This window comes from Akkermansia massiliensis, assembly GCF_018847375.1.
In the GTDB taxonomy this organism is placed as follows: domain Bacteria; phylum Verrucomicrobiota; class Verrucomicrobiia; order Verrucomicrobiales; family Akkermansiaceae; genus Akkermansia; species Akkermansia massiliensis.
Genome location: NZ_CP072036.1, coordinates 2,096,309 through 2,113,822, shown reverse-complemented (window position 1 = coordinate 2,113,822; position 17,514 = coordinate 2,096,309). Strand labels below are relative to the sequence as shown.

Sequence of the window (17,514 nt, the reverse complement as noted above, 5' to 3'; positions counted from 1 at the left end):
AATTACGCCTTCACGGCCCACGCGGGGCGTTTGGCGCAGGTGATGTGGGGCGCCCTTACATACAGCGGTTCCGCCGGACCTTCCAAAAGTTCCTCCCTGCGGCCCGCGGCCAGGGACTGCCATGCGACTCCCAGAGCCTCTGCATGCGGGTACACGGGAACGCCCCCCGTCATTTCCCGGGCTGCCAGAGTTTCCGCCGTTTCCGTGGAATAAACGGGCACGCCATTTTCCAGGCATTCCGCCATGCGGGCGCGGGCCTGCTCTGCGGGCAGCACTTCCGGAGCGGCCGCCAGAATGCCGTTTTCCAGCCTTCCCCAGGTCCAGCCGCCGCGCCGGGCGTCGGACATCACGCAGGCCTTCCCGTCGTGAATGCCCAGTCCGTTCCAGGAGGAAAACGCCGCCACGCGGGAACCGTGCACCAGGGAAAGGCCGTCCGCCACGGCAAGAGCCACGCGGATTCCCCCGTAGGCGCCGGGCCCGGAACCGACCACAATTTCCTTTAAACACCGTCCTTCCAGGGCATCCAGCGCCTGGCGCACCGCCTCAAAGATGGCGGAGGAATGGTTGCGTTCAGCTCTCCATTCCACCCGGCACAGCAGTTCCTTTCCGCCCCATGCCGCGGCGGAAGACTGCGCGCAGGAAGTTTCCAGAACCAGCAGAGCATCTTGCATGCGGTGGATTATACAGGAAGTTCCGGCGCGCATAAAACATTTTTTCCCCCGCTTTCCGGAAGCAACAAATTTGGTTCGCATTTATGCGGAAGTCCCCTTATGCTGGCCTTGCACTTCACCACCGCATGCCCAAGGCACCCAGACACACACCGCCGCGCCAGGACTGGCGCCGGTATGCAGAAACCGCCCGGAAGCCGCGCTCCACGGCAAGCCTTGGCGACATGATGAGGCAATGCAACCGTGACGCCTGGGACAAGACCTACCGCGCCCAGGTCACCTCCGAATGCTGGGAGGACGAATGCCAGGAATTCACCTTCATGGACCTTCCGCGCAAAACCCGGTTCGTCAGGCACGCCGTAGCCACCCTTCTTCTGCTCCCGCTGGCCCTGATTACGGCCATGTCCCTGTGCGACCAGCTCGCCCACGCTTCCGGCAGTCTCAACATCCTCTTCTCCATCCCCATATGGTACGCCCTGATGGGGGCGGCCGTGTGGGTGGTGCTGGGCAGCAGCAGGCTGTTCACCTCATCCCTGCTGTACCTGTACGTGCTGGGCCATGAACTGACTCACGTGCTGGCGGTCTTTTGCAGCCGCGGCTCCATCCATGCCTTCAAGGCGGATCTGGATGGGGGATACATCCAGACGGATAAAAACAACCTCTTCATCTCCCTTTCTCCCTATTTTCTGCCTCTTTGGGCCATGCTGTGGGGGCTGGTCTGGGGGATGGCGTACCTCTTCTGGCCCACGGTCACCTGCCAGGCCCTTCTTTACTCCGGCCTGGGCTTCTGGTGGTGCTTCCACCTGTTCTGGACGGCATGGATCATCCCCAAGGACCAGCCGGACCTGGCGGACAACGGAACCTTCTTCTCCCTAATCCTTGTTTACTTTGCCAACCTGCTTCTCTTCCTGGTGCTGCTGCGCCTGTTCAACGCCGTAAGCCTGCACCGCTTTTTGACGGACTGCGTCCACAATGCGGAAAGGCTGTGGGACGCCCTCAGGGACCTCCTCATGCTGGCGGCCGGCTTGTTCCTGTGAAAAATATTCTTTTCCTTACCGGCAAGGATGAACGGCAGAAGGTGAAAAGGAATCCAACCTTTCAGCAAAAAGGAGATTCCATGCAAGCCACACACTTCATTACCCTGACCATGGCCGCCGTTTCCCTGATGGGCTGCAACCCCAAGGAAACCGTGAATGCCCTCACCTCCGATCAAAACGTCACCCAGCAGATGGCCGTGAGATTCGCGGAAAACATGGTAGGCCTCCCGCGGGCACTCGTCGTCTCGGATGCCAGAAAAGCGGCGCCAGGCGATAAAGTCACCGTCAAGGGAGCCGTACTGGGGGATGAACCCGTTTTCTCAAAAAATATTGCCTCCTTCACCATCGGGGATCCGGCCCAGCTCCTGGCCAACATGAAGGAGCGCGGAGTGTGGTCCACCGGAACGGTGCCGGTGGAAATACGGAAAAACAACACGATGACCGTTCAATTTGTGGATGACCAGGGCCAGCCCATCAAACACTCCGCCAAAGGTGTGAACGGGCTGAAGGAACGTGACGCCGTCATCATTACCGGAACCATTGATCCTCATTCCACTCCTGAAAATCCGGTGCTGAACATTGAAAGCATCGTGATTGAATAGCAACCCTTCTGTGCCAAACCCTGATTCATGTCAAACGGTTCGGGCGTCTTGCGCCTGAACCGTTTTTCGTATCAGGATGCGCGCATGGGATTTGATCCAGCATCTTTGGGAATGATAACACTGGCCGCCACTTCGGCGGCAGCGGGCGCGGCCTCCGCGTCCGCCCAGAAAAAAAGTGCAGAAGCCACCAGGCAGGCGGCGGATGCAAACGCCGCCACCCTCAGGAACGAGGCGGACCTCCAGAAACAGACGGGCGTGGAAAATGCCAAACGCATGCAGCAGGACGCCACACGGCAAATGGGCGACGCCCGCCTGGACGCCGCCCAGTCCTCCCTGCTCCGGGATGGTTCCGTGCCGGTCAGGGAACAGGCCCTGGCGACGCGCCTGCAAACCCGGATTCAGGATGAAGCGGCGGCAGCCATGAGGAATGCCCAGTCCCTGTACAACCGGGCGAACATGGAACAGTACATGGGCCGCGCCAATGCAAGAGCCCAGAAAACCGCCGCGGCAGGCACCCTGCTCTCCGGATTCGCCCAGGGAGGCAACGCCCTTCTCAAATGGTGAGGCAATCGGCGATAGCTGGAGACCAATCAGCGGGAACCGGAATCTGCCTGAGGAACCTCCGCAGGCGCCGGAAGGACTTCCGGCACCACGCCGCCTATCCCTATTTTGATATTCACGGGAACCGGCCTGATGCGGGAGGCCCCCTGGTACAGGGCGGCCACTTCTACAAACCGGGGCGATTTCCTGAACAGGAAGGACTTCCCCCTGTATTCATTATAAGAATGGTCGCAGGTAGGGACAGGCTTCAATCTTGCGCCTTTCACATCGTGAAACACAAAATCCTCCGCCCGGAACATCTTCTCCGAATACACCTCGGAATACACCATGAACTTCCATTCCTCCCCCGGTTCGTTCGCCGGCGCATGACGGCTACGCCCCGTCTGCCTGGTCACTTTCAGCGTCACCGTCTCCAGCTTGGACATGTCGGCTACCTCCACCCGGTTATTCTCCAGGGCTCTCCGCACGGCAATAGGGTCCGGCACCGGAATGGAAACTCCGCTCTCCTTCAATTCCACCATCCCGAAATCCAGAGACTCCAGCCCCTGGCACAAAGGGAGAAAAAGAGTGCCGCTCACCTGAATCCAGCGGGCTCCCGGAGAAGGAACATCCTTTAAATTAAGGCTCACGTTTACCCGCCTCAAGCTCTTGTCCTCAATAACCCCTTCCCATAGACGGACGGAGCGCACCCTCAGACGCACGCCATTGGAATCGACAGCCGTCAATTCCTGTTCCGGCTGTTCCGGAGCCAGCATTTCAGAACCGGGAAACACGCAATACAGCACGATGCCTGTCTTGGTGAAATTAAAAGGCTCCCCCCTCACCAGTCCCATGGAAGACAGCCCGATGACGGGGCCCTTCAAGCTGGTGCCGGAATAAGAAGCGCTCTTGATGGGAACATCCGCCGCCATCAGCGTTCCCGCACACCAGCAGGCGATTGTGACAAACCATTTCATCTGCTTATTCGGACTAACAGCCGGGAATGGCAGCCCCTCCCAGGCCGATCTTCATATCTACGGGCACCTTGCGGAACATGCGCTTATTCCAATAGGAAACCACCACGCGCAAGGAGCGGCAGCGGGCGGAAACACGGTAATCCTTCCCCCACATGCGCATCTTCCTGCCCCGGCTGTTCAAATCGCCGCGGCCTTTCAGGGGAAGCCCGTTTTCCTCCCTGACACTCATGGAATTGAAATAAAAATCACTCCTTCCCTCCACCTTCAGATTCCAGCGGTTAAAGTTTTTTTCCAGCGTAAGGGCCACCTTGTCCTTCCGCGGCTTTTCAAGAGGCAATTCCACCCTGGTTCCTTCCTCCAGCAGAGGCAGGACTACAGCGGGCAGCTCCACCAGGTCATCAGCAAAAGCGCACAAAAGAAATCCCCGGAGGCGCACCCACTCCGCACCGGGATCAGGGCGCTGGATAGCGACGGCAAACCAGACGGGATCACCGTGTCCCACGCCGGACGCCTTGGTTGCATCGGCGGAAACCCTGTAAATCTTCAGGCTTCTTCCCGTTGAATCCGTGCAGACAAGCTCTTCCGGGGCCTCTTCATAAAAAACGGGGCCCCCAAGCTGATCTTCATAAACGCATGACATCCCCAGCAGCAACTGGGGAATAATTTTGGTCACAGGATCTTCCACCAGAATTCTCAGGAAGGACAAATGCAGCGCCGCATCCCGGAGCAACGGAACATTCGTTGAAGCAACAGCGGGATGGATAGCTGAACACACGAGAAAGAGACACGCGGAAAAACACTTCATGGAGGTAGCGACGGGGGCAATCTAACAAACACTAACGTCTGCGCAAGGAAAAAGGAACGCTTTGAAAACAAGCTGGACATAGCGACCACTCAGTATTCCTGCTTTCCCGCCGCTCTCCGTGGTTTTCCTTTCCTCCATCCACTATTCATAAAAAAACATGGTAAAATGGAAATCTGCTCAAATAACAAGGAAATAAAATTACTTTAAAAAATATAGCCAAATCCAGAATTGCTATATATTCACATCATATAAGTGCTGAAAGCCCTCCCCATTTCAAGAGAGTGTAAATCCCGGATAGAGTCCAACCTTGTCAAGTTGACTTCGCGCGTTCCAGCTCTATAAGTCATTTTATCCATTCTAACCTTTAAGATCTTTTAATCCAACGCCATGAGAACAGAGAAATATTTTATGATTGCCTTCGCCTGTGCCCTTATGAACGTCATAGACGTTCATGCAGAAAACAGGATGCTGGAAATCACATCCCAAACAGAAAACCCATCAGCTGATTGTATCATTAAAAAATTGAATAAAAAAAGGATAAGGGGCGAAAAGAAATAGGCATAGGAGAAATTGTAACACTGACACTAACACGCAAAGGAGGCAAGCCATTGAATAAGAATACGAAGGTTACCTGGACTAAGAAGGGAAAAGGAGCAACGTTAAATGGACGCGGAACCACTGCAACCTTGATGGCTGACTTGATCATGGAAAATAATAATGTTACCGTCAAAGCAGAAGCTGAGGATTTTCCTCCGGCAGAAATTACTTTTAACCTTAAAAAACCTACTCGTTTAACAGGAAAAAAAGGAGAAGAATACAGCAATCAATCAAATATTGGGTTCGGCATTACTGGGTACATTATCATTACTGTACATCCAACGTCCGTTAGCTTTTCCAACTGTGGCATTATAGAGAAAGATGGGGGTACCGTCCTTGACCCAAAAGAACCTCCGCCATTTAAACTTAACGACCATGATCCCGGCAATAAGGGAGATCCTCCTAATTTGCGCAATGAATTAGATGACCACGTAACTTTGGTTATGTTATTTAACACCATTGCCAAATTAAACGGAACGTGCAAATGGACATGGTTATGCAATTATGAAGCAACTCAAATTAAGAAGCGTATTGAACAAATCCAACAGACATTTACCGTCACACGGACAAATGATCCTGAATTCCCGAAACAGAAAAACTGTTCCGGAACCGTTACAAAATTCAAAGTCCCTTTTTCGGTAAAGGCTATAGAACAAATATTATAAATTTTTATATAAAATGATAAATCTATTAATCTCAATTGGAATCTTCATTTTTTCCATCTATCCTACTATGGCAAAAATACAATTATTTGATGCCAGCCTCGTCAAACCTGATTCTCTTGAGGTTTTAAAAAACGCTCAGACATCAGCATCAACATTAAAAAAACTTCTTGATAAAGGTCAATCAGAAGAATTTTTCAAGGAAGCAGCCATGGAGCTCGAACGCATCAGGAAGTCTACAGAAGAAAATGAATTTCCAAGTGAAGAAATTCGTAACAATATCCCTTGGATTCTTTATTTTATCGCCAATACACCTCTTCTTACCATAGATTCAGCCGATCAGGCAAGGCGCACTATAAACAGCCGCGACGCAGATCTTTATCTTAAGGAGGAAGCCCTGGAAATGCTCGCCATTTCCACTTATCGCGACCTTTTTCCCGATGATAAAGTATCAAGAGAATTGATGGCATCCTACGGGGCTGCCATTATGTGTGACTTCCTCAACGGCACTAAATCAAAATCCTACTCGGACGAACCGGTATTCGTTTCTGATAAAGAAGCAAAAGCCATGCTGAAGAAAAACATTGAAATCATAGAAAACGCATTTTCTAAAATTGCTCAAATCCAAAAAAAAGGAACAGGACCGGAAACAGAAAAAAAGATAAATGACGTCTCCAAAGACATGAACAAACGGATTCATGACAACGACCAGCAATTCAAGGATTACACTGTTGTAAGCAACACGCAAACTTCCCGAAACCTTCTGCTAAAGAACATTATTGAACGCTCGGAGAAGAATTTCATGATTCTTCTTACTAATTTATTTCCCGGCAAAAAAAACAGAGATTCGTAAATATATCAAGATGGCAGGATATTCCGACCAAGAGATTCATCAATTTATCGATCGCACCTTGAAAAAAGATTGAAAGGCCAAATTGCTTGATAGAACACTTGGCACTCGAAACTAAAATCAATCCGGAGTTAGTGTCAAATTACTTGCCTTAATCAATTCATTACAAAAGCTTTCGTTTTTTCGGATGGGCCACCATTGAGAATGGCGGGTATTCTCTCCGTTTTTACCTGCTGTTCCCTACAACACACAACGCAACAAGCCAAGCATGGTTTCTCTTCTTCCACTCAGCCATCATGATGGAGAAATTGCGGGCATGTCTTGTGAAAAGTACAAAATGTACCCTTGAATGTAGCTCGACCCAGAAGATCAGAGATGCATTAGGGGAATGCAATAAATAAAAATCCTTGCATTTTCAATACTTACGCAAGGTATTAGAAGGATTTAGGTGGCGTCCCCGGCAGGAATCGAACCTGCATCTAGTCTTTAGGAGAGACCCGTTCTATCCATTGAACTACGGGGACCGGACATTGTCCGTGCAGGACAATAAACGGGAAGGTTTCCCCGCTCAAGCAAAAAGCAGGGCAATTACTCCATGAACCTTGATTTTGAAGCATTTTTTTCCTAGAACCGTTTTCGTGAGTTTTTTCCCAACTGCTTGTTTTCTCTCTGTTCTCTGCGTTTCCCTGACCGGATACGGCCATTGTCATGACAGCCTGCCGGACGCAAGGCCGGCCATACGCGCCATGTACCGGCCCGCCCCAACCCCGGATCAAACAGGATTGGGCCCGGAGGAGGTAAAGTATTACCCTCTCCGCCTTTACTGGGAATGGGAACGGTATACTCCCCGGGTCCTGTCTCTGCTTTTGCCGGAAGCGGCCCGGAATTATGAAATGGCCGCTGTGGATTGTCCCTCCTGGGAGCCGGAACGCGCAGTCGCCCTCATAGGAAACGAACTCCACTGGGCGGTAGCGGCAGAAGGCAACAAAACAGATTATTTTATCAACAGCGCTCCCCTGTGGAAGAGCTGGTGGGCCTCCCTTCTTGAAAAATATCTTCCGGATTATTTTCCGGAAGAAACATTCCCTGCATGGCTACACCCCTCTGCCGCTCTGCTGAATGCATGGAAGGATCAAAAAATCCGCCGTCTGCATTGGCAGGAGTACAGCAGGAATTACGTTCGCCGCGGCGTTGCCATCCTGCCGCATGCTCTGGCGCAGGAACTCAAAACCACCTGGAAGAAGTGCATGGAAACCGCCGTGCTGGACATTCCTGCGGAGATGTTCGGGTGCTGTGACCAAGGATATTCCTTTTACTCCGCGGCTCCCGGACTGATTGCCACGGAATTGCATTATTACCGCGGCCGTTTACCCCTGAAACGCCAGATGTTCCACATTTTCCATCTTCTTGTTGACGCAGCGAGCATGGATAATTTTACGCCTGAGACCCAGCTCATGATTCATGAGTTATGCGCCGACACCCGCAGAATTGCCGGGGAAATGAAGAAAGTTCCCCCGCGCGGTTTTTACTGGCGAGAGTTGGACGCAAAATTTTATTCTTCCTGTCCTGACTCGGCAAATAACTTTTGGGAAGGGAAAAAGCCCTCTTTGCGCCAGGGCAAGTCTGCTGAAGCATTCCTTCGGAAAGAGTGTATGACGCTGCCTCTTTCAACAAATCCGGTCTGGAAGGATCTGTTCCCCAATGCTCCGGAACACGCCACGGCCTGGATGAAAATTTATTCGGACGGCCAGTGCGGGGGCGCCTATATCCACCAGGGATTTCTCCACACAGCCACCACGTATCTGGGACGGCATTCCCGCTTTCTGTACGATTTCAGCCGGATGGACCATCCGCCCGCCATGACGCCCTATGATTTGTGGTGGAACGGGGAAGAAATGAGAGTCCGGCGTTCCTTTTTGAAACTGGAACCTGCTGCGGAACAGGAATTGAAGACCTATCTCCATTTGCTTTCCCGCTTCCGGGGCGGCAAGAATCATCACGGAGCCTTCTCTGGCATGCTGTTCAGTACGGACCTGGGCTGCAAAGACCTGATTCTGCAAGCTCTGAAAGAAGAATTCATGGAAGATGAGGATTCCTGCCCCCCCTATTCAGTCATCCGTGCTGGACCACGTTTATTCGTTCTGGACTTCGGGAGACGTCAATTATCTTCAGGAAGGCTCCGGCCAATTGAATCAGCTCCGGAAAAACAGGGAGGAATTGGAACGGTATATGAAAAAACATCCTCCGGAACAATAAATCCGCCCTTCCGGAAGCGGAACGGGGCGCACAAAAGCCTTGAGCCGGGGATGGAAGAGCCGTAGCGTTAAAGGTACCGTCACCGCATCCCCGCCATGCTCAATTTCGTTTACGATAACAAGACCACGCTCATTTTCGGAAAAGGAACCCAGCATGAAGCGGGCGCCCTTCTCAAGCCGTTCGGCAAAAAAGTCCTCCTCCACTACGGAGGCGGCAGCATCAGGCGTTCCGGCCTTTACGACGCCGTCACGGCTTCCCTGAAAGCCGCCGGCGTGGAGTATGAGGAATTGGGCGGCGTCCAGCCGAACCCCACGCTTCCCCTGGTGTATGAGGGCATCCGCCTCTGCCGGGAACACGGCCTGGGCCTCGTGCTGGCTGTGGGAGGCGGCAGCGTGATTGATTCCGCCAAGGCGATTGCGCTGGGCGTTCCCCATGAAGGGGACGTATGGGACCTGTATCTTTCCAAACAACAGCCGCAGGCGGACCCGCTGCCCGTCGCCACCGTGCTGACCATTCCCGCCGCAGGCAGCGAGAGCAGCCCGAACACGGTCATCACCAATGAAGAAACCAGGCGGAAGCTGGGGTACGGTTCTCCCAAATTGCGCCCCGTGTTCAGCATCATCAACCCGGAATTGTTTTTCACGCTCCCGCACCACCAGATGGCCAACGGCGTCAGCGACATGATGAGCCACATTTTTGAGCGCTATTTCACCAGAACCCTGCATACGGACCTTTCCGACGGCCTTTGCGAAACCACCCTGCGCACCATCATGAGAAACGCCCGCATCCTGAACGGGAACCTGCACGATTACGACGCCTGGGCGGAGATTGCGTTTTCCGGCAACCTCGCCCATAACAACCTGCTGGGCGTGGGCCGTGAACAGGACTGGGGCTGCCACGCCATGGAGCACGAACTGAGCGCCCTGTATCACGTGGACCACGGCGCGGGCCTGGCCGTCGTCACCCCGGCATGGATGAAGTATGTTTCCCCCAAACACCAAGGAATGTTCGCGCAGTTCGCCGTGAAGGTGATGGGCGTGGAGGGTTCCTTCCGGGAGCCGGAGGCCCTCATCCGGGAAGGCATTTCCCGTCTGGAACGTTTTTACCGGGAATTGGGGCTTCCGACGACCATGGAAGAGTTGAACATCAAGTCCGGGGATTTTCCCCTGATGGCGGAACAGGCCATCAGCGTGCGCGGCCCCATCGGGGGGCTGGAAAAACTGGACGCCCGGGACGTCCAGGCCATTTACCGCCTGGCATGCGAAGGCCCGCTGCCCGATTGACGGCATCCCCGTTCCTTCCTCCCTCCTGCATTCCGGGACGGCCAGCCATGCAGGCCGTCTTTCCCTCCCGCAGAGACATGAACATGCATGCGGTTCGGCTCCCTCATCCGGCAGAGCTGATCCGGGACGAGGGGACGGCAGTGGAATATAAATATACCCAGGCAGTCCCTTTCCCTGGGAAGAAGAGAAGACGGCGGTTGCTTATCCTCCGGAGGGGAACCTGAGGAAGCCGCCCTGAAAGCTCAAAAAGGACGCCGCGGCAGATGATCCGCACCGGAATACAGGCCGGAACGTAAAAGAATTCCGGTTTGCTCGTTGACAGTCAATCTTTCCAACGCTTCTGGCCATTGAACGGCATTAAGACAATCTCCCGCATGTTGTAACCTACTTGTAACTTGCCAAATATTTTACATGGAAGTAGTCTGGTTGAATGAACAGAATCTTTTCCCTGCTTTTTCTGGCGGGAGGCTTGCTGGCTTCCGGAATGCCGTGCCCGGCAGCCGCTTCCACTCCACCGCAGCGTCAGGACGGCCCGTCCGCCCATGCCGATGACAAGGGAGGACTTCCGGAAGATTCCACTTCTTCATCCCAAAAAGGCGCCAAGGATGCGGACAAGGCAACTTCCATCTCCCAGCAGAGGAAGCAGTCCGTTGAGGCTATTGAAAAGCTTTTGAAAAAGAGGTTGTTCAAGAATGCGGCCGAACAGGCTTTAAAACAGCTTGACGAATACGACGACCAGTACAGCGGAGCGGACCTTCTTCTTTATTACCAGGCTTTGACCCGTCTCAATGCCCTGGACGATTCCACGAATCTGGATACCATTCTGCAAGAGCAGATGAAACGCCACGGCGGCAATCCCTATTTCCTGATGGACGCTGCCCATCTGTACCAGAACGCCAGCCATACGTTTAAACTGGTGGACGGCGCCTACATCCGCAGCGCCGAGCCATGGGACGGGGAATATTCCGGGGAAGCAAGGGACCGGGTGGAAGCCCTGCGGTGCCTTTCCAAGGCCATGCAACTGGCGGAGAAGGAAAAGAACATGAAGCTTCTGGGACAACTGCGCTTCATGACGGCTCAGGCGTTGCTGGTGAAAGGCAGCCGCTACAGTTCCCTTTCCCCCTTCCAGGCTTACGCCGCCCTGGGGAACCTCACCAGCCTGAAGGAACTGCCGGGGTACGTCGCCAGGGAGGAAGCCCCCCCGTTCCGGAACGTCGCCACCGTGCCCGTCACGGTCAATGCCAAAACGGGGAAGCCGGAAGTCGTCTTTTACCATGCCTCTTCCTCCTGGGAGACGGCTAAAAACGACGGGGAACGCATGCGCTGGCTGCTGGACGCCGCCATTCAGGCGAACCCGGAACTAGCCAACCAGGTCAACTATTTCACCGCCTCCTGGTGCCACCGGCTGTTCTCCTATTCCAATACGGCTCCGGACCAGGAGTTCGTGTACGGCCCCGGCAACGCGGGCATGGTGGCGGGCATCAACCCGGAGGAATTGAAAACGAACCAGACCGTCGTTAAAACCGACCGGACGGGCAACGGAAAATTCCTGCTCACCACCCTTCCTCCGGATTACGATTTCATCCGGATCGCCGCTGCGGTCCGAGTAACTCCGGAGCCGGATTATTACGTTAACGCCGGCAATCTGGCAGCCAATGAGTTCCTGGCCCGCAACCAGAGGCCCGCTGCCGCGGAGCTTTTAGGCAAAATCCTTCAGACCTGGAACGCACAATCCTGGAATCAAACGGACAAGGAGGATTTCCTGCACGTTGCGGACAACCTGAAGAAGCGCATTGCCTCCATCACGGAACCCAACGGAATGTTTGATGCGGATAAAAGAACGCTGCTGGCGGGGGAACCGGTGACGGTCGCCTTCTCCTACCGCAACGCCGCCCAGGCCAGCGTGACGGCCCGCTCCGTGGATATGAAGCGGTGGCAGGAGGAACGCATGGACAAGGTGCAGACCTCCAGCACGCTGGGCAACGCGTACAGGAAAAAGTATTCCAGCCTGGGGACCCTCCTTTTCAATCTGCTACATGAGCCGTCCTACGCCCGCTATCTGGGTGAAGAAATCAAAGGGGAAAAGGTAGCTCTGGCTCCCGGGGAACGGCACCTGAACCGCATCGCTCAGATTCCCGTGCCCACCCGCAAGCCCGGCTGGTACCTGCTTACCGTCACGCTGGATAACGGCTACCGGTTCCACCGCTTCCTCACTCTGTCAGACATGGTATTGGTGCGCCGTTCCGTGCCGGAAGGCAACCTATGGTTCCTGGCGGATGCCGGAACGGGAATGCCCGTGGAAGGGGGCAGCCTGCGCCTCCTTCGCTACCAGGAGGATAAAACGCTCCAAAAACACCAAGTGAAGGGAACCACGGACAAGGACGGAGCCATGATAGAAACAATCCCTCCCCGCGGTTCCCGCACTCCTTCTTACAACATGTTCCTGGGCATCGCTTCCAAAGGGGACAGCTATGTGCTGGCGGGAGTATCGGATTACGGCTGGGAATCCGGCAATTATCTCATGGATACGGCAAACAAGGCCTCCGACCCCTATTCCTGCTTCTTCCTGGAAAGCCAGCCCGTATACCGCCCCGGACAGACGGCGCGGTTCAAGGGCGTCCTCTTCCGTCCGGACATCGCAAATCCCGGAACGAAGGACTGCGCCGGAAAAAAGCTGACGCTGACCATTACTTCCCCAACCGGGGATGAGAGCGTTTTTCCGCCAAAAACCGTCACGACGGATTCTACCGGCTGTTTTGAACTGGAACTGCTCATTCCTGCGGAAGCTCCGCTGGGCCAGTATGGAGCCAAGCTGAAGCTGCATGATTCCGCGGACCCGGATTTCCGGCTGTATGCCCCTCTCTTCCGTATGGAAGAGTACAAGAAGCCGGAATTCTCCGTCAGGATGGACGCCCCCTCCAGACCCATCCGCCTGGGCCGGCCCATTCCCGTCTCCATTCAGGCGGACTATTACGCGGGCGGTCCCGTAAGCGAGGGGAAGGCCACCATTACGATCACCCGGACACTGGGAGCGGATGTCTGGACGCCCTACTGGAAATGGAGCTGGCTGTACGACAGGTCTTTCAGCCCGTACTACATTCCCTTTTCTCCGGATGCACCCCTGACCGTCCTGGAAAAGACGGTGCCGCTGGATAAGGACGGAAAAGCGTCCGTGGAGCTTTCCACGGCGCAGGACGCCCGGGATTTCGCATCCCAGAATATCACCTACCGCGTCTCCGCCAGCGTGACGGATGCCTCCCTGCGGGAAGTTTCCGCTTCCGGGCAGGTCATCGCCACCTTCCGCCCGTTCAACATCTTCACCGCCCTGAACCGCGGCTACGCCCCCACCGGAACGCCGGTGCAGGCCTCCATCACCGCGGCCACGGCGGACGGCGCCAAGATTGCTCACGCCAAGGGAACCTCCGTTTTGCAGCATATCCGCGCGGACGGCAGCCGGGAGGCTCTGGAAACCTGGAATATCACCACCGGAAAGGAAGGGGAAGCCACCCTGTCCTTCCAGACCAGGGAATCCGGCCTGTATGCCCTTTCCTCTACCCTGGAGGACGAACACGGCAACAGGGTGGAAGAGTCTTTCCAGTTCCTTTCCTACGGCAAGGGCAAACAGAATCCTTTTAAAATCAATCCCCTTTCCATCACTCCGGACAAGAAGGAATACGCACCGGGAGATACGGCCAAACTGCTCCTCGCCTCTGATTATCCGGACGCCCGCGTCTGGACCTTCCTGCGCAATTCCTGGAAAGACGAGTCCCGCAGCCTGGTCCCTCTGGACCGGCAAACCGCCCTGGTGGAATGCCCCCTGACCCGGGAAGACATGCCCAACATGGGCGTGAACGCCTTCACCGTCAGAAACGGGGAACTTCACACGGCTTCCGCCGAACTGCTGATTCCGCCAGCCAGCCAGATTCTGGCTCCTTCCGTAACACCGGGCAAATCCCAATACCAGCCCGGTGAAGAAGGGCGAGTAACGGTTCAGGTCAAAGGGCCGGACGGCAAACCCGTCAGGAACGGCATCGTTACCCTGGCCGTCTATGACAAGGCTCTGGAATATATCGCACGCCCCAATATTACGGACATCGCCAAGACCGTCTGGGGGAGCCTGAACGAAACCGGCTTTCTCAGCCTGAAAAAAATGACGGCCGCCGGAACGCAGCAGGACCGCGGCCCGGACCAGCCCTACTTCCAATCCCTGCTCTACAGTGACTACGGCTATCTGTTGCGGAGGGAAAAAGGAGCCGTCAACGGCTTTGCTACCGCAGGAGTCAGATCCGGTAATTATGCTATCAGCGGAAAAGCCGCAAGCCGCGTATTGGCTGAAGGAGCGGCAGTCCCCGCCGCCGCACCGGTTCCGGCCATGCAGCAGATGGCTTCGGATGAAGAAAGCGCAGAAAGTGATTCCTTTGCAGCCGGACAGGGAGACGCAGACGTGCAGGAGAACAGTTCCCCGCACATTCAACTGCGCACCAATTTTGCGGACTGCATCAAGTGGTGCGGCACGCTCAGGACGGATGAGGAAGGGAACGTTACCGTTCCTGTGGAGATGCCGGACAACCTGACCACCTGGAAAGCCGCCGCCTGGGCCATCACCCCCGGATTGCAGGTAGGGCAGGCTTCCGCGGAATTCCTGACCACGAAGGACTTCATGGTCAGCATGCAGGCCCCGCGCTTCTTTGTGGAAAAAGACGTAGTGATGCTCAGCGCCCTGGTCCGCAACCGGACGGACAAGGCCGTCCGCGCCCGCGTTTCCATTTCCCTGAAAGACGGTTGCCTGGAACTTCTCCCGGCTGACGCTCTGGCCGTAAAGGGGCTCGCCGCAGATACGGACAATTCCGCCGTGCGGGAAGTGGACGTTCCCGCCCAGGGGCAGGCAGTCGTCAACTGGTGGACCGCCGCCATCAGGGAGGGAACCGCCGCCGTCGCCATGGAGGCGGCGTCCGGCTCCACCGGAGACGCCATGCAGATGAACTTCCCCGTGCTGGTGCACGGCATGAAGCAGCTCCATGCGGGGAGCGCCGTGGTGCTTCCCGGAGAACGGGAGCAGAAACTCTCCATTTCCCTGCCGCAGCAGCGGCGCAGGGAGGAAAGCGAGCTGGTCGTCAAGGTTTCCCCCAGCATCGCCCTCAGCATGGTGGAAGCCCTGCCCTACCTGGCGGAATACCCCTATGGCTGCGTGGAACAGACGCTCAACCGCTTCCTGCCCGCTCTCGTCGTGACGGACGCGCTCAAGCAGCTCGGCCTGAATCCCGGCGCGGCGCTGAAAAGCCACCGCAATCTGAATCCCCAGGCCATCAAGAACAAGGCCTTCCATGACAGCGTCATGAAGAAGCTGGAACGCAACCCCGTTTATGATGAAGCCGCGCTGAAGAAGATGGCCGCCAAGGGAATCTCCTCCCTCCGGGAGAAGCAGCTCTCCAACGGTTCCTGGGGATGGTTCGGAGGAGCCAGCGAGGGAGACCCCGTCATGACGGCCCATGTGGCGCACGGCTTGAAGATTGCTTCAAACACGGTCAATGTCCCGGATGGGATGCTTTCCGGAGCCGTCCGCTGGCTGAAAAACTATCAGGAAAGCCAGGCCGCTCTTCTTGAGAAAGGAGACGAATACCGGAAACTGGAAAAACTGCCGGACGGCCCGAAGAAGAAGGAAGCCATCCGCAAGCTGGGGGATTACCGCCTGACGGCCTCCGCCACGGACACCCTTGTTTATTCCGTTCTGGCGGAATGCGGCGTCAAAAACCTGCCCATGGAACGCTACCTGTTCCGCGACAGGCTGGAACTTCCCGTCATCAGCCAGGTTCAACTGGCGGAAATCCTGCTGGACGCCCACCGCATGGACGACTTCAAGAAGGTAATGCCCATCATTTCCCAGTTCCTCCAGCAGGACGACTCCCTGCAAACCGCATGGCTGCGCCTTCCCAATGAAGGCTACTGGTGGCGGTGGTACGGCAGCGGCGTAGCCACGCAGGCCGCCTACCTGAAACTGATGGCCAAGAGCGACCCCGGCAATCCCGTCACGGCGCGCCTGGCCAAATGGCTGCTCAACAACCGCGCCAACGGTTCCTACTGGGACTCCACCAAGGATACGGCGGATTGTCTGGAAGCCCTGTCCGCCTACCTTCTCCAGACCAGGGAAGGCATGGAGGACATGGAAGCGGAAATCCTTTACGACGGCGTTCCGGTCAAAACGATCGCCAGTACGAAGGAGACCCTGTTCACCTTTGACAACGCCTTCCGCATGAGCGGGAAAGACCTGGCGGACGGCAGCCACGTCATCACCATCCGCAGGAAGAAGGGCAGCGGAAACATTTATGCCAATTCCACCCTCAGCTACTTCTCCCTGGAAGACCCCATTCCCGCCGCGGGGAATGCCGTCACCGTGGAACGCTCCTACTACCGCATCCGGAAGGAAACGGTGAAGGACGACTCCGTGAAGGACACCCAGACGGATGCCGGAGAGCTCGTCTCCCAGGGCAAGGACCTGACCCGCCGCACGCTGTTGAAAGACGGAGACGTCATTGCCAGCGGCGACATCATTGAAGTGGTGATGACCGTGAAAACGAAGAACGACGTGGAATACCTCATGCTCCTGGACCCCAAGCCCGCGGGATGCGAATCACAGGAAACCACCAGCGGCTACGCCTGGATGGGGACCGTATCTGGCTACAAGGAAATAGGGGATGAAGAAATACGCGTCTTCCTTTCCTCCCTGCCCATGGGACAATACCAGATCAGCCACCGCCTGCGCGCGGAACGCCCGGGACGCTTCAGCGCCCTGCCGGCCGTCATTGAGGCCATGTACGCGCCGGAACTCCGCGGCAACAGCAAGGAACACAAAATCGGCATCTCCATGCCTGCCGAATAGAAGCCCGGCCACCCGCAGGGACCCCGATTAAAAACGCCTGCATCAGCGCCCCCGTAAAGGAACAGGACTTCAGCCAGGGTCTTCTTATTCCTGTTCCGCCTCAAATCCTGCCGCATGGAGTTGAGGCGGAAAGCGGGCAATACCGCCACTCCGGCCCCATAGGAGCCGATGCAATTTTGGACGAACGGCGGGTCAATCATTTTCCCGTTAAAATCAAATGAAGACGGAAACCGGACCTGTCCGGCGTCAGGGGGAAAAAACCGGAGAGCCATACCTTCCCAATTCCCCGGATGAGCATGCCCCTCTCCCCGCCTGGCCGTTCTCTCCGGGGCTGCGGTTCCGCGCTAAAAACTCTTGCAA

The 17,514-nt window shown here is 55.8% G+C and carries 12 protein-coding genes and 1 tRNA gene; 9 read left to right on the top strand and 4 right to left on the bottom strand.

Annotation, left to right across the window (positions count from 1 at the left end; translation table 11 throughout):
* Positions 1-2: 2 nt before the first annotated feature.
* Positions 3-671 carry a tRNA (adenosine(37)-N6)-threonylcarbamoyltransferase complex dimerization subunit type 1 TsaB gene (gene tsaB / locus J5W70_RS08825; RefSeq protein WP_022396620.1) on the bottom strand — a complete coding sequence of 223 codons (669 nt, stop codon included), beginning with the start codon at positions 669-671 and terminating at the stop codon, positions 3-5.
* A gap of 125 nt (positions 672-796) precedes the next feature.
* Here tsaB and J5W70_RS08820 point away from each other — a divergent pair, with 125 nt between their 5' ends.
* The 3 genes from J5W70_RS08820 to J5W70_RS08810 all read left to right on the top strand — a co-directional run bounded on the left by J5W70_RS08820 (position 797) and on the right by J5W70_RS08810 (position 2,871).
* Positions 797-1,705, top strand: coding sequence for a hypothetical protein (locus J5W70_RS08820; protein ID WP_215832722.1), 909 nt, complete (start codon positions 797-799; stop codon positions 1,703-1,705).
* Between the two features lie 80 nt (positions 1,706-1,785).
* A complete protein-coding gene (locus J5W70_RS08815; protein WP_022396618.1) occupies positions 1,786-2,307 on the top strand; it encodes a hypothetical protein in 522 nt (173 codons plus the stop codon).
* Positions 2,308-2,418: 111 nt separating this feature from the next.
* A complete protein-coding gene (locus tag J5W70_RS08810; RefSeq protein WP_102726967.1) occupies positions 2,419-2,871 on the top strand; it encodes a hypothetical protein in 453 nt (150 codons plus the stop codon).
* A 26-nt stretch (positions 2,872-2,897) separates the two neighbouring features.
* Here the strand turns inward: J5W70_RS08810 and J5W70_RS08805 are convergent, their stop codons facing one another.
* Positions 2,898-3,824 (bottom strand): hypothetical protein, encoded by a 927-nt coding sequence (locus J5W70_RS08805; RefSeq protein ID WP_022396616.1) that lies wholly within the window; start codon positions 3,822-3,824, stop codon positions 2,898-2,900.
* A gap of 13 nt (positions 3,825-3,837) precedes the next feature.
* Entirely contained in the window at positions 3,838-4,497 is a 660-nt protein-coding gene (locus tag J5W70_RS08800; protein ID WP_146018135.1) for a hypothetical protein, read from the bottom strand.
* Positions 4,498-5,016: 519 nt separating this feature from the next.
* Between J5W70_RS08800 and J5W70_RS08795 the strand changes: the two genes are divergently transcribed.
* From J5W70_RS08795 to J5W70_RS08785, 3 genes are all read left to right on the top strand, one after another.
* On the top strand, positions 5,017-5,187 hold the full coding sequence (locus J5W70_RS08795) for a hypothetical protein (RefSeq protein WP_156340815.1): 171 nt from the start codon (positions 5,017-5,019) through the stop codon (positions 5,185-5,187).
* 50 nt (positions 5,188-5,237) lie between these two features.
* The gene (locus J5W70_RS08790; RefSeq protein WP_215832721.1) at positions 5,238-5,891 is read left to right on the top strand and encodes a hypothetical protein; all 654 of its coding nucleotides are present in this window, start codon (positions 5,238-5,240) and stop codon (positions 5,889-5,891) included.
* A gap of 67 nt (positions 5,892-5,958) precedes the next feature.
* Positions 5,959-6,741, top strand: coding sequence for a hypothetical protein (locus J5W70_RS08785; RefSeq protein WP_215832720.1), 783 nt, complete (start codon positions 5,959-5,961; stop codon positions 6,739-6,741).
* Between the two features lie 446 nt (positions 6,742-7,187).
* Here J5W70_RS08785 and J5W70_RS08780 read toward each other — a convergent pair.
* A tRNA-Arg gene (locus tag J5W70_RS08780) sits at positions 7,188-7,262 on the bottom strand.
* Positions 7,263-7,484: 222 nt separating this feature from the next.
* Here J5W70_RS08780 and J5W70_RS08775 point away from each other — a divergent pair.
* From J5W70_RS08775 to J5W70_RS08765, 3 genes are all read left to right on the top strand, one after another.
* Positions 7,485-9,059, top strand: a complete 1,575-nt coding sequence (locus tag J5W70_RS08775) for a hypothetical protein (protein WP_215841909.1) — start codon at positions 7,485-7,487, stop codon at positions 9,057-9,059.
* A gap of 30 nt (positions 9,060-9,089) precedes the next feature.
* A complete protein-coding gene (locus J5W70_RS08770; RefSeq protein ID WP_022396611.1) occupies positions 9,090-10,277 on the top strand; it encodes an iron-containing alcohol dehydrogenase in 1,188 nt (395 codons plus the stop codon).
* A 430-nt stretch (positions 10,278-10,707) separates the two neighbouring features.
* Positions 10,708-17,154: an alpha-2-macroglobulin family protein gene (locus J5W70_RS08765; RefSeq protein WP_022396610.1), complete on the top strand. Its 6,447-nt coding sequence runs from the start codon at positions 10,708-10,710 to the stop codon at positions 17,152-17,154.
* Positions 17,155-17,514 lie beyond the last annotated feature (360 nt).